We start from the raw sequence: 22,242 nt of genomic DNA, 5'->3' as shown, positions 1-22,242 counted from the left end.
CCCCGCAGGCCCGCTGTGGGCAGGCCCTGCGTCGTCATCAATCGACGATCAGCTTGTGGTTGTTGAGCAGCTGCGTGATGATCTGCTGGTCGGTCGTGGCACCAAGGTAGGTGGATTGGAGATTCACGTCGATGAGGACGATCTGCTGGGTTTCGGCGGCGCTGGTGTAGCTGCCGTTTATGCTGTGTGGATCCGCCCCGAAACCGCCGGTGTGGCTGATGTGAAGGATGGTGTGACCGCCCGACACCTCAAAGTGCAGATAGTCGGCCAGATTGCCCGCAGCATTCGCCGGTCCGACGCTCTCGCCCTGCAGGAGCTCGCGCAGGTTCAGCACGTCGCCCCCGGCCGCACTGCTGCCGGCTGCGGCGGTATCGAAACTCTCGATGGTGTCCATCGCCGGTGCTCCCGCGGCGCCCTGGTCCTCCAGCTGCCAGACAAATACGTCCACGAAGTTTTCACCGTCGTTGCCGCCCTTGAGCATGTCATTGCCCGGCCCGCCAATGATCACGTCGGAGCCGCTGCCGCCGTTGATGGTGTCATTGCCCAGTCCGCCGTAGATCACATCCGAGCCACTGCCCGCCGTGAGCCTATCGTCACCTGCGCGACCGTCGACGATATTGTTGCCATTGGCAGCGTCGATGGTATTGTTCCCCATGCCGCCCACGATGTACTCGCTGGTTGCCGAGCCGGTATAACTGCCGGAAATTGTTGTGGTTTCGTCCCACGTCGTGTATGCCGCCTTCAAGGTCACCACGTTCGAGGTGGAGGCCGTGTCCCCGTTGAGGGTTTCCGTGGCAATCACCCGCACGGTGAGATGGGTGGCAGTCGTGGTGTAGCTGCCCGGCAGATTCAGTCGGAGGTTGGGCAAATCCACCTGTGCGAACTGCCACACGCCGCCGCCCAGATTCATGCCGGCATTGAACGAGAGATTGAGCGGCACGTTGCTGACCTGGACGGTCAGCGTCTCGGAACCGTCCGTATCGACCAGCTTGGTGATGATGGGAAACACGACGGAGACGCCGCCTGTGCCGTGCGCATTGGTAACCAGACTCCTCATCACGACGAGCGAAGGTGCCATGGCGCTGCCCACCTTCACTGTCACCGTGCCGGTGGCCGTGCCCCCCTTCCCGTCACTGATCGAATACTGGAACGAGGCCGTGCCTTCAAAGTCAACTGCGGGCGTGAAGGTCACCACATTGCCGGTGATGGACACCGTTCCATGAATCGGGTTGCTGACGCCCGTGACGATGAGCACATCATTGTCCTGATCGGTGTCGTTGGCCAGCAGAGTGGCCGTGGAGACGGTCACGGCGGTGTTGATTCTCGTGCTCAAACTTTCCGAGACGACGACGGGTATCCTGTTGACTGGCGGAATCACGCTTACCCACACGCTGGCGCTGGAAGTGGCGCCCGATGGGTCCGAGATGGTGTAGGTGAACGTATCACTGCCCGTAAAGCCGGCCTGCGGTGTGTAGACCGGGTTGCCACTCACAGCGTCAATCACCACCGAACCCTTCGCCCCTTGAGTCACTCCGATCACCTTGAGCACATCACCGTCCGCGTCAGTGTCGTTGGCACGCACGGCGATGGTCACCGCCGTGGATTCATCGGTGAGCGCGGCGTCGTCCTTGGCCACGGGTGCCGCATTCACCGCTGTGACCGTCACCGTCAGCGTGCCCACCGCACCCGTATGAGTGGTGTAGCCCATCTGGATGGTCGGCGTGGTAAACGGCTTGGCCGCATGGAAGGTGAAGCCACCGCCGGCCTGCAGCGAAAAGTCGCCAAGCCCGCCCACGCTGGCGCTCTGCCCCGCGAGATGGCGCACGCCGCCGAACACGAAGCTCGCCACCAGCAGCGGTCCGTCCGCGTCGGAGTCGTTGGAGAGCACGTTGCCCGAGACGCTCTCGCCTTCGTTGACGACCGCCACATCGGCCACCACCACCGTGGGCGCAGCACCCTTTGTGGCCGCTGCCGCGTCGGCGCACAGCTTGGCGATGTCCACCCAGCAGGTCTTGCCTGCTGCAACGTTGCTGCCCGATGCACACTGTGGTGATGCGGGCGGCATGCTGGTGACAGGCAACGTGTCCGGAATGCCTTGCGCAAAGCACGCGTCCCATGTCGGCAGGGTGACGCCTTTGATCTGCAGGGTGACGTTGGTGGCATTGCTGAACTCGACCGGCACGAAACCGCTGATCACGCCCGCCACCTCCACCGGCTGCACCGGCACATTCAGGGTTTCGCCGCCCGCCTGCGTGAACTGGCGCTGCAGCAGCTGCAATTGCGCAAGCACCGCATCGCCCCAGAAGGCCGACGCGCCCAAGGTCAGCATGGCGCCGCCGATCGCCACGTTGCGCAGCGTGCTCATCGACACACCCATGCGCTTGAACAACCAGAACGCCGCAGCGCACAGCGCGAGCACCAAAGCGAGCAGCGCCAGCGGATGGTCCACCGGAACGGGGAAGGACGACGGCGTGACCGCCAGAGGCGCGGTCGTGATGGTCTGTGCACGGCTGTCAAAGCAAAGCGCTGCGAGCAGCACCGCCAGCGATGCCGACCCGCTTCGAATCGACGCTTTCTCTTTCTGCAAATTCGTCATATGCGCTCCCATGGCAGCTTTGATGAGTCACACCAACGCCCAAAGAGTTCCACCACGCTGCAGCAAGCGTCTGCCCGACGCAACCTCGACGGCTGCGCGCCGCTCGATGCATTCGCTGTGTGCCTGATGAGGCGGTGACATCCGACACGCGCGGGCGGGACGCTCGCGCATACTGGCGCCATTTCAACCCCATCTCCCACAGGAAGCATGATGGCCCAGCAGTCCAGCAGCAGCAACCCCTTCGACATTGACGACAAGGCCACGCGCGAGCTGTGGAAGCAGTGGCAACCCGGCGGGCAGCCCGACACCAAAGCAAAAGACGGCAAGGACCAGCCCGCAGTCAAGCTCACCGACTTCGACCCGGCCGCCAAGCCCTTCTCCAAGGGCGACAAGTCCGAGAACAAGGCACTGGTCGAGGAGATCGCCGAGGCGCTTGATCCGCTGCAGCAGGTGTTCTACGCCGACCGCCGCTACAAGCTGCTCGTCATCCTGCAGGGCATGGACACCTCGGGCAAGGACGGCACCGCGCGCGGCGTCTTCGGCGAGATGAGCCCGCTCGGCGTGCGCTCGGTGAGCTGGAAAGCGCCCACCGAACTCGAGAAGGCACACGACTACCTCTGGCGCATCCACCAGCAAGTGCCCGGCGCGGGCGAGATCGTGATCTTCAACCGCAGCCAGTACGAGGACGTGCTCGTGCCCGTGGTGAACCAGTGGATCACGCCCGAGCAGCAACAGCAGCGCTATGAACATATCAACCAGTTCGAGAAGATGCTGGCCGACACCGGCACGGTGCTCCTCAAGTTCATGCTGCACATCAGCAAGGACGAGCAGCGCCAGCGCCTGCAGGAGCGGCTTGACGACCCGGCCAAGCACTGGAAGTTCGAGATGGGCGACATCGAGGTGCGCAAGCAGTGGGACCCGTACCAGACCGCCTACGAACAGCTGCTGAGCGCCACGCACACGCCCTGGGCGCCGTGGACCATCGTGCCCGCAGACTCCAAGACGCACCGCAACCTGATGATCGCCACGGTCACCCGCGCGGTGCTGGAAAACCTCAAGCTGAAGTTTCCAGATGGCGATCCACAATTGACGAAGTTCAAGGTGGAATGACGCCCAAAGGCGCCCCCCAAAGTTATGCATTCAAAGCATAACAACGATACAGAGCGGCCTTGGACAGGATAAATTGGCAGGAATACAGTGCGTTCCGTCGTGACCCCTTAACCATCACGCAAGGCAAACCTCATGTCCAAATCCAAAGACACCTCCGTTGCTTCCCATGCGCTCCCGTCCTATCTTGACGCCGAACACCTCGGCCCTTGGGGCAACTACCTCCAGCAGGTAGACCGCGTCACCCCCTACCTGGGCAACCTCGCCCGCTGGGTGGAAACGCTCAAGCGCCCCAAACGCATTCTGGTCGTTGACGTACCGATCGAACTCGACAACGGCACCATCGCGCACTTTGAAGGCTACCGCGTGCAGCACAACCTGAGCCGCGGCCCCGGCAAGGGCGGCGTGCGCTTTCACCAGGACGTGACTCTCTCCGAAGTGATGGCGCTGTCCGCCTGGATGAGCGTGAAGAACGCCGCCGTCAACGTGCCCTACGGCGGCGCCAAGGGCGGCATCCGCGTCGACCCGCGCAAGCTCTCGATGCCCGAGCTGGAGCGCCTCACACGCCGCTACACCAGCGAAATCGGCATGATGATCGGCCCCTCCAAGGACATCCCCGCACCCGACGTCAACACCAACGGCCAGATCATGGCCTGGATGATGGACACCTACTCGATGAACACCGGCGCCACATCGACCGGCGTCGTCACCGGCAAGCCCGTTGACCTGGGCGGCTCGCTCGGCCGCGTGGAAGCCACTGGCCGCGGCGTGTTCACCGTCGGCATGGAAGCGGCCAAGCTCTCGGGCATGAACGTGCAGGGCGCCAAGGTGGCGGTGCAGGGCTTCGGCAACGTGGGCGGCACGGCGGGCAAGCTGTTCGCCGAAGCGGGCGCCCTCATCGTCGCCGTGCAGGACCACACCGGCACCATCCACAACGCCAAGGGCATCGACGTGATCGCCCTGCTCGCGCACGTCGCCAAGAAGGGTGGCGTAGGCGGCTTTGCAGGCGCTGAGAAAATGGAAGACAGCGCCTTCTGGGGCGTGACCTGCGACATCCTGATTCCGGCCGCGCTCGAAAGCCAGATCACCAAGGACAACGCAGGCAAGATCAAGGCCAAGCTCGTGATCGAAGGCGCCAACGGCCCGACGACACCCGAAGCCGACGACATCCTCACCGACAAGGGCGTGCTCGTCCTCCCCGACGTAATCGCCAACGCCGGCGGCGTGACGGTCTCCTACTTCGAATGGGTGCAGGACTTCTCGAGCTTCTTCTGGACCGAAGACGAAATCAACGCCCGCCTCGTGCGCATCATGCAGGAAGCCTTTGCAGGCGTCTGGGCCGTCGCGCAGGAGCACAAGGTGACACTGCGCACCGCGACCTTCATCGTGGCCTGCAAGCGGATTCTGCATGCACGTGAGATGCGTGGCTTGTATCCATGATCGGTCCGCTCGTTCGCTGATCCGCTGATCGGCGGAAAACACTAAGGCGGCTTTCGGGCCGCCTTTTTTCATGGTGCGTCAGTTCAGCGATGGCCTCTCCTGCAACGCCGAACGAACGCTCAACGCGAACCTCACGAAAAAAGAATCGCCATCAATCCACCACATTCAGGTTGTCGGGATCGACTGTTTTTTTCCAATCCTTGCCATCGAACACCATGAACCAGCGGTCACTCACCACCAGCAACTCCCCATCATAGGAATCCAACTCTACGCAATTGAACGGTCCCTTTTCGATAGTGGGCACTGGTTTGACAACGTCACCATCCAAAACGTAGAGCCCTTTTTCGCTACCGATATACAAGCGCCCCTCAAAAAACGCCATCGTTTTCAAATGCTCGGATAGATTCGTCGGGATAACCGAGAACCCCAATTCATCGCCACGCAGCAAAATTCCACCACGCCCAGACACATACACGGTTCCAGATTGATCAATCTGAATATCATTCAAAATTGCATTTGTATTGGAGTTCACTTCTATCCATGTGTCACCCTTTAAGAAAAAGACCTTTCCATCATGACCTGCAATGAATATTTTTCCATGCCCCCCATTGATGCACGTAGTGACTGCCTGACCTTCAATCAAATCAATTGCTTCCAAGGCAGAATAACCTTCACTGCGATATTCCTCTATCCCCTTTGTATTCAACCCATTGGAAAGCAGTCTCCAGTTATTTGCCGAAATACGCTGATAGATGCACCCCACAGACCCAGCGGCATAAAGCAAGCCATCAATCTGACGCAATTGCCCCATGACCCCTCCGCCTGAATTGGGTGGTTTTGGCAATGCCTCATCATTGGCGCCGCCGCCCTTGGGATAAAATCCAACTACTGAATTGAACCGGGGTAATACGCAGGACGCACGAATAGGCTCTTCCATCGTTTCCCTGCGAATGCAGACAGACTCTACCTGAAGATCTCTGGGTTGATAGAAGAACTTACCCTCCTTGCATGCAGAGATAATTGCAGCGTCATAATAACCACTTGATAGAGAATCAAGTCGCGACGAGAAGAAATAAATTCCTCTCTCAACGATTTTTCCGCTCAGATATTTCGAGGAACTCATCGGCTATTTATCAGACCCCGGATGACTGAGCCCAGTCCTGTCGCACAAGTCTCTCGAATATTTTCGGATCATCGCCTACGAGCGACTTTGCATCATGTGTCGCAGTCACCGCCTCATGCAATGATTGCTCCGTACCGTCCAACAGCGCCTTTGTGACCAGCATACCGCGCTGATAGATGCATAGTTCTGGCAAAGAATCAGGGATGTAGTCACCGAGAAACTCCGCATGCTCTTCCAGATCAAGCCACAACATCACCACATGCGTTGGAGCTTGAAGCGCGAGCTCTTCAAAAGAGGATTTGAGTGACTGGCATTTTTCGCACCAAGCCTCAGCTCCTAAAACCACAATCAGTTGCCCGGATGGCCTCGCAAGAATCCGACCAATTTCTGCGGCGTCATTCCATGGGTCAAATACTGGACGTCGTATTAGCATATTGTTTACGTCTTCCAATTCACAGGATCAGTGTGCCAGTTGAGTTTGGGCGAACACGCGGTTTCGCAACGCAGATAGCTCTTGCCACTGTTGCCGGAATGGAGCCCTTGTGTTCACTGTCACGCCATTGATTTCCGCCGAGAACTCATTCAACCGCTGAGCAGCAATCCATCGAAGTCCTTGGGGGGCCTGCAAAAGCACGTCGGTCAGTACGCGCGCTGAAATAGGTCTACCCACGATCTGCAATCCCTGTCGAGATGTAGAAACAGGATATTGATCAATGGCTGCAGGATTGGGCAACAACAGACCTGGGTCCAGATCATCGGTAGGCATTGCGATGGCGTCGTCGTATGCAGCGGGGTCAAAAGCCAGATTCTGCTGCTCCAAGTCCACCCCAGTCATCGCCGACCATGTCCATCCAGCTAATCTGGCACATTCGGGATTGCCGAGCTGAGATTTGACCCATGGTAGCAGTTGCGAATCCCCATGGTGCAATACGAATGCCAGCCCAAGCCGCGAAGGCAAAAAACCCAACAAGCGATTAATGTCACCGTGCCCCCTCGGCGTGGCCAAAGCAAGATGGCGAACCCATCGGATTAACCTATGGATAGCAATTGTCTTGAACGCTCCAGTCAAAGTAGGCAAACGCTCCAAACTCTGCCACACCCTATGCCAGAGAGCTTGCAACGCGCTCTCACGAGAGCCTCCATTCTGTTGAAACGAAAAAATAGCAGCTTCCACAGTCGCAATAGGATCGTTTTGCCGCATCACAGAATCCAAATTAACTACTTGATTCATATATGCAGCCGCACGAATTGCCGCTGCACGCAAATGAGGATTTTCACTAGTGATCGTCGCTTCAAAACGGCGCGGCAGCTCAGATATCCCCGCTAAACTGCGATTACGCGCAATCGCTCGCCATGCTGCAACCTGCCACTCAACCGGCTGATTCGTCTGCGTAAAATACGTTAGCCAAGGTGCCGCCGATTCCGGCCCGCCCCATAGCAGTGCACTGATCAGCCCACGCAACATGCGCTGCGGATCGGTCTTGAGAACGCTGGCGATCTCAGTCCAGTACTTGGATGCTTCCTGCGGCGTGCGGCGAAATGCCAGAGAGGCACAGACGAACATCTCCCCAGGACCACGCCAGCGCTGCAAGGCCTGCAAAGCCTCTCGCCTACCCTGCGAATGTGAAACCTCGATTCCATCCAAGTGGGCTTGCAAAATCCTGTCAAATGCACGTAGATCACCCAAGGTAAGCAATGGCGAGTGCCCTGATTTGTCGTGCTGCTGCCAGTAAAAAGCAGCATCGCCGACGTGGCGCTCCACCAAGGCCGAAATGCTTTGCATACGCGACAGAGTTCCGTTGCTGGGTTCCATGGGAGATATTAAATCGGTTTATTCCAATTTATCAAACACTCCACTACTGAGCGCTTGGATTTCGAACGCGACACTATAAATAATTGTACTAAACACGCACAAAAAAATCAGGAGCGTCGCGCAACACTTCAGATATTACAGCCCCTATCGTATCAAGCGCCGTACTTCTTGTACAAATCCACCAAGTCAACCAAGGACACCCATTTCCCCCCGTCATACAGGCTCGACCCATACATACCTGCGAGAAGCAATATGCCATCTGCCTCTGACATTGATCCAGCACTACTCCGAACGAAATCAGGCAAATCTGGTTCATTAAACCCCTTATCCCCCAAACACCAGATTGAATAATCATTAGTAGCCCAAAGTTTATTTTGGTACCACACCATATCCTTAAACCATTGCGCGGTGCAAGCATCGCTCACTTTTTCCCATACATCATGCCGCCCCCTGTATGTCACCCCCCCTTGAGCAGCGATATACACTCGCCCATCTTTACCACAGCATACATTTCTTAAATCCTGGTTTGTCGGAAAAGATATCTGGCTCCACTTATTTCCATCAAATTGCCATACATCACCATTTCCACCAACCGCATAAATATCAGTTTCATCAAATCCATCGATGTCCGCGAAACCAAAATTATTCAATTCCACGCTGCGTTTCACAACAGGGATAGGCAACCCATCCCAGACAGCTTTCCACTCCCCCACCCCAAGGCGTTTACAGACACTCCTGCGAGCACCAACGCCATACACATGCGATCCAATTTTTTTTACTCTTATCACCCCACCTCTTTGCGGCCCATTTTCCAAGTCATAGCCAATAGATTTTTCCACCCCAAGTATGCCACTGCCTTGCCCCCACACTTGACCTTGATAATCAATTGTTACAGAGTGATGTTTCGGGTAATCCTGCACAGATATATTACAAACACCAAAGTCGGCCAAAGTTGACTGACCATATCTTCCAGCTCCGACCCGGTCCAATACAATATTAATAACCCGTTTATCAACATCTGGCTCTTCGGGCGACCCGCCCCCCTCCTCGCTTTCATACAGCTGCCGCCCGAGAAGATAGACGATATTACTGCTTCTCACCGCACAACCGATAAAATGAAAATTTCTGAAAAAAGTATCAAAGTCTTTTTTATTCATATTAAACCGCCACATCTCCGGCACCACCACGACCTCGACCGCCCTTACCCGAACTCGCCTTTAGCGGAGAGCAGTTTGCGTATTTGTCATAAAAGGACTTTAGCTGAGCACGTAAACATTTCTCAGTACAGCCTGACACTGAAAAAACAGAGCGCACTGAACTCACGCCCTCATCAACTGCCTGATTATAGGTAATTTCACCATTTGGATATTTCGCCATCAATTTCTCAAGTTCATTATGTATCGCACCGTGAGACCCATGAGAGTTGTTCACTCCTTCAACACAAACAGTAGGGGCTTTTTGATGTGCACAACTTGCAGAAGGTTTTCCACCATTTGTAAATAGTTGGCAATCTTTAAACATCGAACTTGGCAGGACATGATGTCCGGTTTGCCCAGGACAGCAACCCTTTCCAGTCGCTGGCCCAGTTGGAACGACCTCTTCTTCATCCTCACCAAATTCGGCACAATTTTCTGGTTTCTTTCCCAGATGGGTTTCTTCCATTGGAACTAATTGACAACGACGTGCACGGACACAATCATTCAAATTTGAAATGATCGACATCGCATCCGCAATTGCTTTTTGTGGATTATTAGCAGCATCATTTGCCAATTGTCGAAGAGCTTTCGGGAAATCATCCAACAGCTTCTTCAAGCTCTCTATTTCCTTACGAAACTCCATCACGTTCCCAGCCACTTCGACGGCTGTAATTGCCGTGTCGACAACATTGACCACAGTAGCGACCGCTGCACCAATTGGACCAAAAAGTGCGCCAATTCCCCATCTACCAGCGGCCTTAGTAGCTGTCTTCGTTGCCGTATCCTTGGCGATTTCCTTTAATGCATTCTCCAGCAGAGCTTTTGCGTGATCCATCGATTCAGATGCTGCTTTTAGCAGTTCATCTGGATCCATTTTCTTTAGACTATCCCCCAGCTCCTTTATTTCGCCAGATACCTTTGGGGAAACAGGCTTCATCCACAGACCATCGCAATGTTCGACAAGCCACTCCGGAGAGTGCGCGCCCATTTTTTTCTTCAGCTCATTGAGTTTGTCTGTTGCTTTTTTGCCCATTAGCTTTTCAGCCAATGGAGATTTGTTTTTATTGTTTTTTTTGCAATTATTCTTAATGCGTTCGGACTCTTTTCCACAAGCACGTCTTAAACTTGGGGTATCCAAATAGATATTTGCAGGAGTATTAGGTGGGCCGGCCATATTTTAATGCCTCAAAAATGGTTATGAGTCATAGGATCGGTATGGCGGCAAACATTGAGTCCTTCCACCTTCACATCTGGTGACCAGTCAATGAAATACGCCTTTCCCTTGATGATGTGGCTGACCAACCCCATCCCCAGGAACCACGTTGCTGCCTCATTGCCGGTACTGTTTGCCAAATAAGAGACGTGCTTCTTTGCAATTGGTGTTCCGCAAACAAAGACTGTCTTTGAGCCATTTTGCAGATTTCTGGCGTGTGCAGTGTTTCGATAGTTCGTGGGTTTAGGGCCTCCACTGGGCGGAGGCGGGCTCCAGCACGGATCCGGAGATGCGGCTCGAGATACGCCATTGGCGGCCTTCGAACAGAATTCATTTTCATTGGCGTACACATGTGTTTCCATCGTGAATCCCCATCAAATCAACGCATGCTGTCTTAGGATCACTGCGCTGCGGTCCCCGTCGTCACTGGCCAAATGCATCATTCCCACAGAACCAGGAGCATCCGGATGGGGCATGTACCGGTGCATCCATGCCAACATCAGCGGCCCGCAAGCAGAACCGACTTCTCCAACGCAATCTGCAATCGTCAATAACTCAGGCAACGTTCCACCAGATTCCGCCACTCGCGTTAACGCATTGGCCGCATCCTTCGCAAAAAATGCCTCCCCGTTCTGGTCGCTGATCCTGAAATCCACATCGTTGAGCGTGGCATTTGCCTGAACCAATGCCTCTCTCATTGCGGCACTCATCCCCTTGGAGCGACTTGGAACACTGCCATCGAATCGACCTTCTTCATGAGCGTGACCAATACCCGAAATGTGAAGTCCACTCGCATCTTCGAACATGTCAGCGCGCTCCAACAACACTGCGGCAGCTGCCTCGCCAGGAATGAATCCATCACTGTTTCCTGAAGCAAGTAGGCGTTCCTCGGAAAGGTAATGCGTGATGTTTGCCGAATTGAGAAAGCTGTCCAGACCCAACACGATCACTTTTCGCACATGCGGCTGCAGCATCATTTTTTGGGCATACCTCAAGCCGGTACTGAATCCGCCTCGCCCTCCTGGGATGATTAGAGAACCTTGAGCGAAACGCAGACACAAGGCTTCCTGAGCAGATCTGGCAGTTTCGAACTGAATCTGTTCTGCGCCCATCGGACGCTGCAGATCACATGTCATCAACACAACCGGAATGGACGTTCTCTCTTCAACAGCCACCGAATCCAGGCATTCTTCAAGCGCGTACTTGGCCCATTGAGCCAACCTTGCAGCCCCCCAACGACTTTCTCCTTCAATGCGGGCAATCCTTATAGGAGAGCCGTCATTCGAAATAAAGTCGCTTTCGCGAAAGTGGTCCATTCCTGCGCGCAGCGCACAACTGGCCGACTCGGCGTTGAGGCCCACCGCACAACAAATACCCGATCCCACAACTCGCATGTCCCGGAACCTATCGCATGAGTCCCCCCCCAAGGTGACTTTATTGTTCATGTAGTTTCACTTTCTTTTGCACACCCAAGACAGCCTCCAGACACATCCAGTCCCATCGTCTTCATATGCCACCAATGTGGATCCACAGCACCGACAGCCACCGTATCAAATTCTTGAATACGTCTGCGTATCGGGGTGCTGGCGCGCCAAGTCACGGAAAACCGCTGCATCTCGGTTTCAAAAAACAACGTGTCTGCCACCGCAGGCAAGGTTTCCGTACTGAAGTCTTTGCGCAGGACTCGTACTTTCATCTGATTCAGTATCGGTAAAGTGAAATGCAGTTTTGGCTGATTTCGCAAAATATGTATGAGCTGCACTTCTTCCCCTCCGTTCAGATGAGGCACCTGCTGATCCTCGGATGCTGCTTGCTCGAATTGCACGTCAAAGTCTTCGGGAAGAAAAGGTGCCACTTCTCGCCGCCAAGAATCGTCATAAGTACCTCCCAATTTGGCACGTGGCATCCAATGTCGTCCAATCGCGCTCAAAGCTATGGGCGAAAGTGAGTCGTCCGGTCGTTTGATTGGAGCTCCGGGATGGGCCAGATTGGCAACCGCCTGTCCAGCCATGGACTCACGTGTTTTGTCGCCCGCCCACCCCTGACCTACCGGATTGGTGAACAACGCCTCTGCAAATTTTTGACCTCGCTGCTCGTAATAGCGAGTTCCCCCAAAAGCTAGTCCAAAATGCAATGGCATGCTCGTGAATGGCTCCGCTGCGGATAACCCCCAACCTGTCAGCGAACTTTTCCAACGACGTGCTCCGGTGACTCGAATCACCTTCTGCAACGCGCCCACCTGCACCCCCACATCCAATTCCTTGACCGATTTTCCAAACGGCGCATGCGCCACGGCATCGAAGATTACGTCACAACGTGGCTTGAAGCGTGCGTAGTCGTCGCCACAGCGCAGTGCCGATTCGCCCGGTTCACCGTAATACTCATCAGCATCCAGCAAAGGCTGAGGCGGCAAGGGACGCGGACGCTGCCCTGCCACAGGAATGGTCCATGAAGCTTTGGCAATCACAACCAGATGCTCTCGTCCCGACACATCCAAAGCAGTGATGTAAGCCGAGTTGAGGTGCTTGGATGTACACACGAACTCCATATCAGGACACCCTCAGTTGATCTGAACCGATCCGCCACGGATCCGCTGACCAGCGTCGGCGTGGCTGGTGATGTACTCTCCCCTTAACGTAATGCGTCCATCGGACTGCAGGAGAATGACAGCTTCACCACAACGCAATTCCAATTCTTCCTGCGCTTCAACGAGAACGCGTCCTTGATCTGTTTCGACAGAAACCCCGTTTCCTCGAATCTGAACGGCAGCTCCAGACGTGTGCATGATGCCGAGAATGATTGGAAAACGCGCATCGCCCGACTCAAAGCCCAAGGCCAGTGTCTTGCCCGTATCCTGATGAGACAACGCCACAAGAGAGCGTGCAGCGACCGACTCCGTGCCTAGGTAAGCGATATCCACCAACGGCACACCATTGACGTCGAAATTTTGCAATGTGCCTAGCAAAATTCCTTCAATCCTGTCTCTTGTGCCGGCATCCGTTGAGTTAGAAGTGCGCGCCCGATTCAGCAATTCATCTATCGGTGCTGCATCAGCAGATTGCTCCCGGGCAACGCCTCGCGCCAAGTGACTAGTTGTCATGAATCTGCGCCCCTCTCGTCGTCACCTTGCCATCAACCTTCACAATTTTCTCCCCGGTCATATTGGTGAAGAAGTCATGCCCGTTGAGTGAGATCGTCCCGTCTTCCTCCAACTTCAAAGACGATTTCCCCACAGTCAACGTAATGCTCTTCCCATCCATCGTGATGTTCGAAGCGGAGCCGCCTCCGCCTCCTCCACCGCCCGATGAAGACCCCGGCGCAACGATGTTCATCGCGCCCAGCGGTGTAGCTCCACCACTGCCTCCTCCAGACCCACCACCACCGCCCACCGTCAGCGTGTAGAGTTTTCCAACCGTGGACGCTTTGGTATCGCCGATGGAAATGGTCTCGTTGTTGCCCACACTCAGTGACTTGTTCTGGCCCACCGTGGTGTTCATCGTGAAGCCGACGTTCGTGATCATCGTGACACCGACATTGGTGTTCCATGCGACGCCCACATTGGTCATCTTGGCCACGCCCACGTTCTGCATATAGGCAATGCCAATGCTCTGGGTCTTGAGCAGGCCGATCGTGACGTTCTCGATCATGCCGATGCTCTTGTTGCGGTTGATGCCGATGGAAACCTTCTCGCTCAGGTCCACGGTACGGTCGCGGCTCTTGTGTACGGTCAGCGTCTCATCCAGATCCACTTCCTCCGTGCGCCACCCATGCACATTGATCTTCTCGTTGCGATCCACGATCTCCGTGCGGTCGCGGTGGATGGTGTTGAATTCGTCGCGGTCGATGGTCTTTCGGCGGTCGTTGCCGACCCACTTTTCCTCGTCGTTCTCGACTTCGGTGAGCTGGTCTTTCTGTGCATGCAGCCAGAGCTGTTCCGCGCCCTTCTTGTCTTCGAAGCGAAGGGCATTGGCGTCGCCCGCGCCGTTCTTCATTCCATCGCCGCCGGCGCCGCCGAGGCTTGAATGGGTCTTGATGCCAGACTGCGTCTTGTTGGCCGGCAGGTCCCATGGCGGCATCTGCATGGCGTTGTAGACGCGGCCGGTGATGATGGGGTAGTCCGGGTCGCCGTTCAGAAAGTCGACGATGACTTCCTGGCCGATGCGCGGGATGTGCATGCTGCCGTAGTTGCTGCCCGCCCAAGTCTGGGAAACGCGAATCCAGCAGCTGGAGTTCTCGTCCATATTGCCGTAGCGGTCCCAGTGGAACTGCACCTTCACGCGGCCGTATTTGTCGGTGTATATTTCCTCGCCAGCCGGGCCGGTAACGACTGCGGTCTGCGGACCAGTGGTGTGCGGCTTGGGTGCTGTGCGCTGGCTGCGGTAGGGAACCGTCTTGGGCACGACGTTGAAGCTGATGCGGTACGTGGTCGGGCTGTCGATGCCCGCACGCTTGGCGCTGCCGGAGCCGCCCGCACCGTCGCTTCTGCGCACGTTTTCTTCAAAGCGGTAATACGCCGACTCGATGAGGTATTCCTTGTTCTGGTCGTCACGCAAGTATTTGGAAAGCGTGAACAGATAGCCTGGCGCGATGTTGCGCGCATTGCCTTCGCCCTGCGCCATCTCGCGCTGGGCCTTCTGCTGCTCGATGCGCACGCGGGCGTAGTTCTCGCCGTCGCCCGTGTCGGTGTAGCCGCCGGGCCAGTCGTAGAGTTCGCGGCTGTCTTCGGTGTGGCCTGCAGGTTGCTGCTGCTTGGTTTCGAGCAGTGCTTTGGGCTTTTCGAAGTCGTAGTCGTCGCTCGCGAAGTGGCCCGATGCGATGTCTTCGGCGAAGCTCCAGCCGTCGATGAAGTCCTCATCGTGCACATGCGCCGCGCGCTCGCCTGGGTAGTAGGGAATCGTCGTGGGGCCACTCGGCAACGGGCTATGGCTGCCGATATCGTCGGCCAGCACGAGCTTGTGGCTGCCCTGGCTGTGTTCAAAGAAGAAGTAGCCTCCTTCGGCTTCGAGCAGGCGCGAGACGAAATTGAAATCCGTCTCGCCGTACTGCACCATGTAGTCCCAGCTTCGGTAGTGGCCCGAGAGCTTGTCATCAATGGTGAAGCCGTAGGGGCCGAGCACTTCCTTGATGATGTCTGGCACCTTCTTGAATTGGAAGATCTTGAAGTCCGAGCGCCGTGTCGCATGCCACAGCCAAGGGCGCAGCACGGCCTCGTAACTGAAGTAGTCGCCGTCCCGGCCTATGTAGGTGAACTGGGTCACCTGGCCCGAGAGAAAACGCTTGCCACCACCGCCGAGCTTGGTGGTGAGGTCGATCTCGATGCTCATGTCCTTGCCAAGCAGGCTCTTGGCACCGATCGACGAGCTCTTGCTGATCAGCCGCACGCGGTATTCGAACAGACGGGAGATCTGCTCGCTTCCCTCCAGCGAGCGGAATTCCAGTTGATCGCCCAGTGGACTGTGGGCGATGAAGGTGCGATTCGCCATGAGAGAGCTTCCCTTTGTCGCTGGCCGCGATGGCCGTGTGCGTCACGAGCGGCGCTGCCGGAACAGCCAGCGCGCCCGTCATTGAAATGCATCAATACAATCAATACAATAGCTAGACTATATGACAAACGCGTAAATTTGCATCAGCCCGCGGACGAAACGGTCTGTAACTGAGGCAGTCGCGGCACGCAGAATCCCTGCAGCAAGGGCCGCAGTTCCGCGGGCGGGGAGTTGCGCAGATAGTCGCTGGCCGGGTCGTCCAGCCGATGGCGCACGAAAAAGCCGGTCTGCGCGGTGCTGGCAAGAAAGTCGCGCTCGAAGAGACGCTGGAATTCAAGCGCATAGGCAGTGCCCATCAGCTCCCTCAGGCTGCTCTGGATGAAGCTCCAGACCTCGGCCTGCCGGCCCTCCCAGCTCGCATGCAGCAGCGACCAGGTCTTGCGCTTGAGCTGCGATGGCGGGCCGCCATTGTTGATGATGGCGAGGATCGCGTCGTGCCCGCGCTGCTGCTGGGTGTAGGTGCTGATGCGCACGTGGACATGGCGCGGCTTGAGCGCATCGAACCACGCGTTGAGCCATTCAAGTCGCTGCTTCAGCTCGTCCGCATCGGGCGCGGGGGCGACTTCGTCGCGGGCGATGCGTTGCGCATCCACCAGATGTGCGAAGTGCGCGTTGGCGCTGGCCGTGGCGTCGGGATGCACGGTTGCGAAGCTGTCGGGATACTCCCGCAGCAACTCTTCGCGCGCTGCGATGGCCAGTTGTTGCGCTCGCTCTTCGCCGTGGTCCTTGACGGAAAAATACCGCCGCCTCGGCTTTTCCCGGCCGATGCTCAGCGTCGCCAGCCATGCGACGAGCTTGCCTTTCTTGTGAATGGCCTGCACACCCGAGGTGCCCGAGGTGTTGGACGAGCGCAGCTTCATGCTCTGCTCGCGCTGCGTGCGCGGCGGAAACAGGCGCATCGCGGCGTCGCGGTAGGCCTCGGCCATCAGCAGCGCCGACGCCTTGTCGCCATACACGCCGTCGTAAAAATGGCGCACGATGTCCACGCCTTGGCGTTTGATGCTCGTGGTCCACAGATGCACGGGAATGCCGCGCGCGTTGATCGTGTCCACGCGCACGATGCTGTAGCTGGACAACTCGCGCTTCGCCCTCGCTTTCTTCACCCTCGGCTCTGGATTGGCAGTCGCTGCAGGTTTGCGTGATGTCATTCCGCGCGGATCCAGACCCATTCGACCAGCGCTTCATCCGCCTTGGGGGTGACGCCGAGCGTGGGGAACATCTCAGCCTCATTGCGAAAGACCAGTCGCGCCTCGGAATTCGCGAAGTATTTCTGCATGGGATGCGCAGCGGGCAGAGTGGCCTCGTACCAGCCGGCACGACGTGCACGGGTGCCCGCCGCAGCGCGCAATGTCGACTCGCCAATGGACGAATCATCCGCATCGGCCGAGCCCCTGCTCTCGACGGCTCGTTCTGACAGCGGAAGCCATTCGTGCATCTTCACGAGCGTCAGGCTTTCCAGTCGACCGCGTTCGTCGAACAGGCATTGCGCTACCCAGCCATGGTCGTGCGGGCCCTGGATCTGATAAAGCGCGATGGTTCGATCCTGAATCAGTGGCTCGCCGAAGAACTGATTCGCCATCGAGAGATTCGCCTTGACACCGGGCAGACCCTCGGGCCAGGGGCCCGCCCATGCGGCGTCATCGTCGGCCTCGGTGTTCAGCGTGACGCTCTGCAGTCCCCATTCGCTCGTGTTCTGCGATGCGTCTTCGCTCAGCATCTGCCAGTTGGGCTGCAGCTCGGCCACCGGATGCACCGCCAGACGCCGCTCCCAGTCGGCGTGCGTGGCCTTGCGCCCCAGAAAGTGCACCACACCTTCGGGAAGCGCCTGCCACAGGGTACTCAGGGTGCTCGAAGATTCCATGATGTCAATTGGCTATGTTTTTGCAATAGCCTCAGCCTACCACGACTCCATGGCATAGGACTGCACAGCCAGCCGCCGCATGCCACACGGCACGCTCTCAGCCCTCCGAAAAGAACTGGCTCGGCGTCTGTCCAAACTGCTTTCTGAACATCGTGGCGAACGCGCTCGGGCTCTCGTAGCCGAGCGCCAGCGCCACGTCGATCACCTTCTGCCCCGTGGCCAGCAACTCCAGCGCGTGCAGCAGCCGCGCCTGTTGCCGCCACTGCCCAAAGGTCATGCCGGTCTCTCGGGTGAAGAGCCGCTGGATGGTCTTCACGTCGACGCCAAGGCGCTTGGCCCAGTCGGCCATGGTGGAGGAATCATCGAGCCTGCGCTGCAGGTGCTGGCAGATCTGCGCAAGGCGCGCATCGGTCGGCATGTGCAGATGCAGCGGCAGCACCGGCAGCGCGCGCAGTTCGTCGAGGATCAGCCGCATCAGCCGTCCGTCGCGCGTGCCCGGTTGGTAGGGCTGCGGCACGTCCTGCGCGGCGCGGATCAGCTCGCGCAGCAACGGCGAAATGGCGACCGCCTGCGTGGCGCCCAGCAGCCTCGGCCCCGCATCGGGGCGCACCAGCAGGCTGCGCATGTGCACCTCGCCCACGCAGCGAATCTCGTGCAGCACGCCCGACAGCACCCAGATGGCGCGCGTGGGCGGCACCACCCATTGCCCGCCCTCGGTCTTCACCACCATCACGCCGCGCACCGCGTAGATGAGCTGGTGCTTGTTGTGTGCATGCGGCGCGATGTACCAGCCCGCCGGATAGTCGGTGGCGCGGCAGTTGATGGGCGCGGACAGGGCTTCGATCTCTTTCAGAGACTCGGGCAGCGGCTTGGGCTGATGGATGGGGTTCATGTCCTTTTTGCGAAGGTTGCTGGCTTATTGGCGCGAGACAGGCGCATAAGTATCCCCGAATAATCGCCGGATCCTTTCGCTTTTTTCGTGCCGACGCCGACACACCACCATGACGACCACCACCACCGAAGCCACGCTCGGCGCAGGCTCCGCAGCAACACCGCTTCCGCAGCAACCACAGCAGCAGCAAAAAGCCAAGCCCGCGTTCGGCGTGCTCGCCTCGATCAGCGGCGCCCACATGGTCAACGACATGATGCAGTCGCTGATCCTCGCGATGTACCCGATTCTCAAGGGCGAGTTCTCGCTCTCGTTCATGCAGATCGGGCTGATCACGCTGACCTACCAGCTCACCGCCTCGTTGCTGCAGCCGCTGGTGGGCCTGTTCACCGACAAGAAGCCGCTGCCGTATTCGCTGCCCTTCGGCATGCTGTCCACGCTCATCGGGCTGATCCTGCTCGCGTTCGCGCCGAGCTTCGGCGTGGTGCTGCTGGCCGCCGCCTTCGTCGGCGTGGGCTCGTCGATCTTCCATCCCGAATCGTCGCGCATCGCGCGGCTCGCCTCGGGCGGGCAGCACGGGCTCGCGCAGTCGGTGTTCCAGGTCGGCGGCAACGCGGGCACGGCCATCGGCCCGCTGCTCGCGGCGCTGGTGATCGTGCCGTTCGGCCAACGCAGCGTGGCCTGGTTCGCGCTCGCGGCGCTTGTGGGCATCTTCGTGCTCACCAAGGTCAGCCGCTGGTATGCGACGCACCATCTCGCGAACGCCAAGCGCAAGGCGCCCGCCACGGTCACCGCGCCATATCCGCGCAAGGTCGTGCTCTGGGCCATCGCCGTGCTGCTGGTGCTGATCTTCTCCAAGTACTTCTACATCGCGGGCCTGAGCAGCTTCTACACCTTCTACGTGATCGAGAAATTCGGCCTCTCGGTGCAGAGCGCGCAGATGCATCTGTTCTATTTCCTGTTCGCATCCGCCGTGGGCACGGTGCTCGGCGGCCCCATCGGCGACCGCATCGGCCGCAAGCCGGTGATCTGGTTCTCGATCCTCGGCGTGGCTCCGTTCGCGCTGATGCTGCCGCACGCCAACCTGTTCTGGACCACTGCGCTCACCATCCTCATCGGCCTCGTGCTGTCCTCAGCGTTCTCGGCCATCCTGGTCTACGCGCAGGAACTCATGCCCGGCAAGGTGGGCATGGTCTCGGGCCTGTTCTTCGGCTTCGCCTTCGGCATGGGCGGCCTCGGCGCCGCAGTGCTGGGCGTGCTCGCCGACCGCACGAGCATCGACTTCGTGTACCACGCGATCGCGTATCTGCCGCTGCTGGGCATTGTCGCCATCCTGTTGCCGCGCAAACGCACAGCAACAGCCTGATTGAATTGGGTATTGAAAACAGCGAGCCTGCAAAGCGAGCAAGCTGTTTGAACCACCCACACCAATGCCGAGATGGGCCCTCAGGCGCGACGCAAAGCCGCAGACAGTATGTTCATACGGCAAGGCTTTGCAACAAAGTATGAGGGCCCATCTCGGCACCTCCAAACGAGCAACAGCCCAAGCCCCAAAATAAATCAGCTGCAGACGGAGACGACTTGGGCGGGCTGCTTGCTGAGGCTGACGTAGACATGTCCCACGCCGCTGTCGAAGTATGCCGCCTCGTGCTTGCCGAGTTCCACCGTTTCGCCGTTTTCAAAAACGATGCGCACGCGTCCCGAGAGCACCATCACGAACTCCTGCCCGGGATGCCGGATGGTTTCGGAAAAATCCCGCGCCTCGCGCGCATTGATCACCGCGACCAGCGGCTGCATCTTCTTGGCCGGATACGCGCCGCAGAGCACGCTGTATTCGTACTGGTCGGTTTCGTAGCGCTGCACGTCCGCGAAACAGTCCTTCACGACCGTGGGGCACGCACCGTCGCCTTTGGCATCCGCGGTGCTGGCGTCTCCCGCCATGAAGAGGCGGGTCATATCGATGTCGAGCGCGGTGCCGAGCTGCAGCACCTTTTCATAGCTCAGCGCGATCTGGCCGCGCTCGGCCTTGGAGATGGTGGACACCGCAAGACCGCTGCTGGCCGCCACCTGCTGCAGCGTGAGTCCCCGCTCCTTGCGGGCCTTGCGGATCTTGATGCCCACCTCGTGCTTGCCGGCGGGCGGTGCGGCTGAGGCGGCTTCGGCGGCGCGAGCCCCGGGCAGTATTTCTGCGAGTACCTTGCTGGCGGTGGTTTTCTGTACGGGGCGGGTCATGCGCGCCATTCTAAAGAAGCCAAAGGAGCGGGCGCGATCCCTCCGACGCCCGCACCCCGCTCAGCGGCCGCCGCTCAGAACTTCGGGCGAGTGCTTGCGCGACATGCGCAGCCAGCCGACGAGGCCCAGCGCCATCAGCACGAAGCCGATGTAGCCGTAGATCGGATAGACCATGCCCACCAGCGCGATGAAGCCCACGAAGCTGCCCGCCAGCGCGACCACGCCCGCCACGGCCGTGCCGATGCGAAACTGGCGTGTGCCCGTCGGCACGATGCGCGCCATGAAGGCGTAGAGCATGCCGACCGCCGTGTTCAGAATCATGCCGAAGATGACCAGCGACATCAGGTGGCCCAGCCATGGCGAGATCTGCGTGGCGATCGAGAGCATGGGCATCGACAGACCACCGATGGTGTCCATGCGCAGATACATGGCCGCAGCGATCAGCAGCATCAGCAGGCTGAGCAGCAGACCGCCGAGAATGCCGCCCCACAGCGCGACCTTGCGCGAGCTGGCCTGGCCGCCCATGATCACCAGGAAAGGCATGCCCGCCACCGTGTTGTACGAGACATAGAGCAGCGCGGCGACCAGCCAATGGCTTGCGCCCTTGGGTTGCGTTTCCGCGGCGGCCTGCAGCGCTGCATGGTCAGGGTGCGGCGTCATCAGCACATAGCCCGCGACCACGATGGTCATGAACATCAGGAACGGCGTGACCGCGCCGATAAAGGAGATCACGCTGGTCACGTCAAGGCACACGATGAGCACCGTGGCGATGGTCGCGATCACGCTGCCCCAGACCTCGGGCACGCCCAGCCACTGGTGCAGCAGCGAGCCCGCACCGGCCAGCATCACCACGGTGATCGCGAACAGGAAGAAGGTGATGAGCACATCGAACACCGCACCCAGATGCTTGCCGAGCATGGCGGTGACGACCTCCTTGTGCGAGTTCGCCATCAGCCGCTGCCCCATGGTGGAGAACGCCATCGACAACAGCACGAACACCACGCCCGCGACCACGCAGCCCACGAGGCCGATGCTGCCGAAGCTCGCGAAGAACTGCAGGATTTCCTGCCCCGAGGCGAAGCCCGCCCCCACGATCACGCCGACGAACGCGCCTGCGATCTTGCACACTTCCTTGAACGGACTCATTTTTTGTCTCTCCCTTGTCGGATGGTTGGATGATGGATGGAATGGTTTGAATGATTCTGGCGAGCGACTGCAATGCGGCGACC

At 58.3% G+C, this 22,242-nt stretch carries 19 protein-coding genes; 3 read left to right on the top strand and 16 right to left on the bottom strand.

The window, feature by feature from the left end:
- Positions 1-37: 37 nt before the first annotated feature.
- Complete coding sequence (locus ISG32_RS13665) at positions 38-2,596, bottom strand: midcut-by-XrtH protein (protein WP_194771586.1); 2,559 nt, start codon at positions 2,594-2,596, stop codon at positions 38-40.
- 210 nt (positions 2,597-2,806) lie between these two features.
- Here ISG32_RS13665 and ISG32_RS13660 point away from each other — a divergent pair, with 210 nt between their 5' ends.
- Together ISG32_RS13660 and ISG32_RS13655 are read left to right on the top strand one after the other, a co-directional pair.
- Positions 2,807-3,706, top strand: coding sequence for a PPK2 family polyphosphate kinase (locus ISG32_RS13660; RefSeq protein ID WP_194771585.1), 900 nt, complete (start codon positions 2,807-2,809; stop codon positions 3,704-3,706).
- 132 nt (positions 3,707-3,838) lie between these two features.
- Entirely contained in the window at positions 3,839-5,143 is a 1,305-nt protein-coding gene (locus ISG32_RS13655) for a Glu/Leu/Phe/Val family dehydrogenase (protein ID WP_194771584.1), read from the top strand.
- 151 nt (positions 5,144-5,294) lie between these two features.
- On the opposite strand, the gene ISG32_RS13650 is transcribed toward ISG32_RS13655, so the two are convergent.
- The 13 genes from ISG32_RS13650 to ISG32_RS13590 all read right to left on the bottom strand — a co-directional run bounded on the left by ISG32_RS13650 (position 5,295) and on the right by ISG32_RS13590 (position 18,784).
- A complete protein-coding gene (locus tag ISG32_RS13650; protein ID WP_194771583.1) occupies positions 5,295-6,266 on the bottom strand; it encodes a PQQ-like beta-propeller repeat protein in 972 nt (323 codons plus the stop codon).
- Between the two features lie 10 nt (positions 6,267-6,276).
- On the bottom strand, positions 6,277-6,717 hold the full coding sequence (locus ISG32_RS13645) for a thioredoxin domain-containing protein (protein ID WP_194771582.1): 441 nt from the start codon (positions 6,715-6,717) through the stop codon (positions 6,277-6,279).
- A 9-nt stretch (positions 6,718-6,726) separates the two neighbouring features.
- Positions 6,727-8,079: a hypothetical protein gene (locus ISG32_RS13640; RefSeq protein WP_194771581.1), complete on the bottom strand. Its 1,353-nt coding sequence runs from the start codon at positions 8,077-8,079 to the stop codon at positions 6,727-6,729.
- A gap of 152 nt (positions 8,080-8,231) precedes the next feature.
- Entirely contained in the window at positions 8,232-9,236 is a 1,005-nt protein-coding gene (locus ISG32_RS13635) for a hypothetical protein (protein ID WP_194771580.1), read from the bottom strand.
- 1 nt (position 9,237) lies between these two features.
- Positions 9,238-10,449: an HNH/endonuclease VII fold toxin-2 domain-containing protein gene (locus ISG32_RS13630; RefSeq protein ID WP_194771579.1), complete on the bottom strand. Its 1,212-nt coding sequence runs from the start codon at positions 10,447-10,449 to the stop codon at positions 9,238-9,240.
- An 11-nt stretch (positions 10,450-10,460) separates the two neighbouring features.
- Complete coding sequence (locus ISG32_RS13625) at positions 10,461-10,838, bottom strand: DUF4150 domain-containing protein (RefSeq protein ID WP_323745937.1); 378 nt, start codon at positions 10,836-10,838, stop codon at positions 10,461-10,463.
- 24 nt (positions 10,839-10,862) lie between these two features.
- Positions 10,863-11,933 carry a hypothetical protein gene (locus ISG32_RS13620; RefSeq protein WP_194771577.1) on the bottom strand — a complete coding sequence of 357 codons (1,071 nt, stop codon included), beginning with the start codon at positions 11,931-11,933 and terminating at the stop codon, positions 10,863-10,865.
- Positions 11,930-13,036, bottom strand: a complete 1,107-nt coding sequence (locus tag ISG32_RS13615) for a DUF2169 family type VI secretion system accessory protein (protein ID WP_194771576.1) — start codon at positions 13,034-13,036, stop codon at positions 11,930-11,932. Before ISG32_RS13615 ends, ISG32_RS13620 begins: the two co-directional genes overlap by 4 nt.
- 12 nt (positions 13,037-13,048) lie before the next feature.
- Positions 13,049-13,588, bottom strand: a complete 540-nt coding sequence (locus ISG32_RS13610) for a DUF6484 domain-containing protein (protein ID WP_194771575.1) — start codon at positions 13,586-13,588, stop codon at positions 13,049-13,051.
- Positions 13,578-15,971: a type VI secretion system Vgr family protein gene (locus ISG32_RS13605; RefSeq protein ID WP_194771574.1), complete on the bottom strand. Its 2,394-nt coding sequence runs from the start codon at positions 15,969-15,971 to the stop codon at positions 13,578-13,580. The genes ISG32_RS13610 and ISG32_RS13605 overlap by 11 nt, the downstream gene beginning before the upstream one ends.
- Before the next feature lie 143 nt (positions 15,972-16,114).
- Complete coding sequence (locus tag ISG32_RS13600) at positions 16,115-17,179, bottom strand: AP2/ERF family transcription factor (protein ID WP_194771573.1); 1,065 nt, start codon at positions 17,177-17,179, stop codon at positions 16,115-16,117.
- On the bottom strand, positions 17,176-17,892 hold the full coding sequence (locus tag ISG32_RS13595) for a hypothetical protein (RefSeq protein ID WP_194771572.1): 717 nt from the start codon (positions 17,890-17,892) through the stop codon (positions 17,176-17,178). The genes ISG32_RS13600 and ISG32_RS13595 overlap by 4 nt, the downstream gene beginning before the upstream one ends.
- A 97-nt stretch (positions 17,893-17,989) precedes the next feature.
- Positions 17,990-18,784, bottom strand: coding sequence for an AraC family transcriptional regulator (locus ISG32_RS13590; protein ID WP_194771571.1), 795 nt, complete (start codon positions 18,782-18,784; stop codon positions 17,990-17,992).
- Between the two features lie 109 nt (positions 18,785-18,893).
- Between ISG32_RS13590 and ISG32_RS13585 the strand changes: the two genes are divergently transcribed.
- A complete protein-coding gene (locus tag ISG32_RS13585) occupies positions 18,894-20,147 on the top strand; it encodes an MFS transporter (RefSeq protein WP_194771570.1) in 1,254 nt (417 codons plus the stop codon).
- Positions 20,148-20,341: 194 nt separating this feature from the next.
- On the opposite strand, the gene ISG32_RS13580 is transcribed toward ISG32_RS13585, so the two are convergent.
- Together ISG32_RS13580 and ISG32_RS13575 are read right to left on the bottom strand one after the other, a co-directional pair.
- Positions 20,342-21,013, bottom strand: coding sequence for a helix-turn-helix domain-containing protein (locus ISG32_RS13580; RefSeq protein ID WP_194771569.1), 672 nt, complete (start codon positions 21,011-21,013; stop codon positions 20,342-20,344).
- Positions 21,014-21,073: 60 nt separating this feature from the next.
- Positions 21,074-22,159 (bottom strand): YkvI family membrane protein, encoded by a 1,086-nt coding sequence (locus tag ISG32_RS13575; RefSeq protein WP_194771568.1) that lies wholly within the window; start codon positions 22,157-22,159, stop codon positions 21,074-21,076.
- Positions 22,160-22,242 lie beyond the last annotated feature (83 nt).

It is taken from the genome of Diaphorobacter caeni, from assembly GCF_015354245.1.
Taxonomy (GTDB): domain Bacteria; phylum Pseudomonadota; class Gammaproteobacteria; order Burkholderiales; family Burkholderiaceae_C; genus Diaphorobacter_A; species Diaphorobacter_A caeni.
Note: the sequence above shows the minus strand (reverse complement) of the source record. Positions and strands in the feature narration are given on the sequence as shown.

Coding starts and splice junctions, on each gene's coding strand:
- ISG32_RS13665 (WP_194771586.1), bottom strand. CDS start 2,596: ATGACGAATTTGCAGAAAGAGAAAGCGTCGATTCGAAGCGGGTCGGCA.
- ISG32_RS13660 (WP_194771585.1), top strand. CDS start 2,807: ATGGCCCAGCAGTCCAGCAGCAGCAACCCCTTCGACATTGACGACAAG.
- ISG32_RS13655 (WP_194771584.1), top strand. CDS start 3,839: ATGTCCAAATCCAAAGACACCTCCGTTGCTTCCCATGCGCTCCCGTCC.
- ISG32_RS13650 (WP_194771583.1), bottom strand. CDS start 6,266: ATGAGTTCCTCGAAATATCTGAGCGGAAAAATCGTTGAGAGAGGAATT.
- ISG32_RS13640 (WP_194771581.1), bottom strand. CDS start 8,079: ATGGAACCCAGCAACGGAACTCTGTCGCGTATGCAAAGCATTTCGGCC.
- ISG32_RS13635 (WP_194771580.1), bottom strand. CDS start 9,236: ATGAATAAAAAAGACTTTGATACTTTTTTCAGAAATTTTCATTTTATC.
- ISG32_RS13630 (WP_194771579.1), bottom strand. CDS start 10,449: ATGGCCGGCCCACCTAATACTCCTGCAAATATCTATTTGGATACCCCA.
- ISG32_RS13620 (WP_194771577.1), bottom strand. CDS start 11,933: ATGAACAATAAAGTCACCTTGGGGGGGGACTCATGCGATAGGTTCCGG.
- ISG32_RS13615 (WP_194771576.1), bottom strand. CDS start 13,036: ATGGAGTTCGTGTGTACATCCAAGCACCTCAACTCGGCTTACATCACT.
- ISG32_RS13610 (WP_194771575.1), bottom strand. CDS start 13,588: ATGACAACTAGTCACTTGGCGCGAGGCGTTGCCCGGGAGCAATCTGCT.
- ISG32_RS13605 (WP_194771574.1), bottom strand. CDS start 15,971: ATGGCGAATCGCACCTTCATCGCCCACAGTCCACTGGGCGATCAACTG.
- ISG32_RS13600 (WP_194771573.1), bottom strand. CDS start 17,179: ATGACATCACGCAAACCTGCAGCGACTGCCAATCCAGAGCCGAGGGTG.
- ISG32_RS13595 (WP_194771572.1), bottom strand. CDS start 17,892: ATGGAATCTTCGAGCACCCTGAGTACCCTGTGGCAGGCGCTTCCCGAA.
- ISG32_RS13590 (WP_194771571.1), bottom strand. CDS start 18,784: ATGAACCCCATCCATCAGCCCAAGCCGCTGCCCGAGTCTCTGAAAGAG.
- ISG32_RS13585 (WP_194771570.1), top strand. CDS start 18,894: ATGACGACCACCACCACCGAAGCCACGCTCGGCGCAGGCTCCGCAGCA.
- ISG32_RS13580 (WP_194771569.1), bottom strand. CDS start 21,013: ATGACCCGCCCCGTACAGAAAACCACCGCCAGCAAGGTACTCGCAGAA.
- ISG32_RS13575 (WP_194771568.1), bottom strand. CDS start 22,159: ATGAGTCCGTTCAAGGAAGTGTGCAAGATCGCAGGCGCGTTCGTCGGC.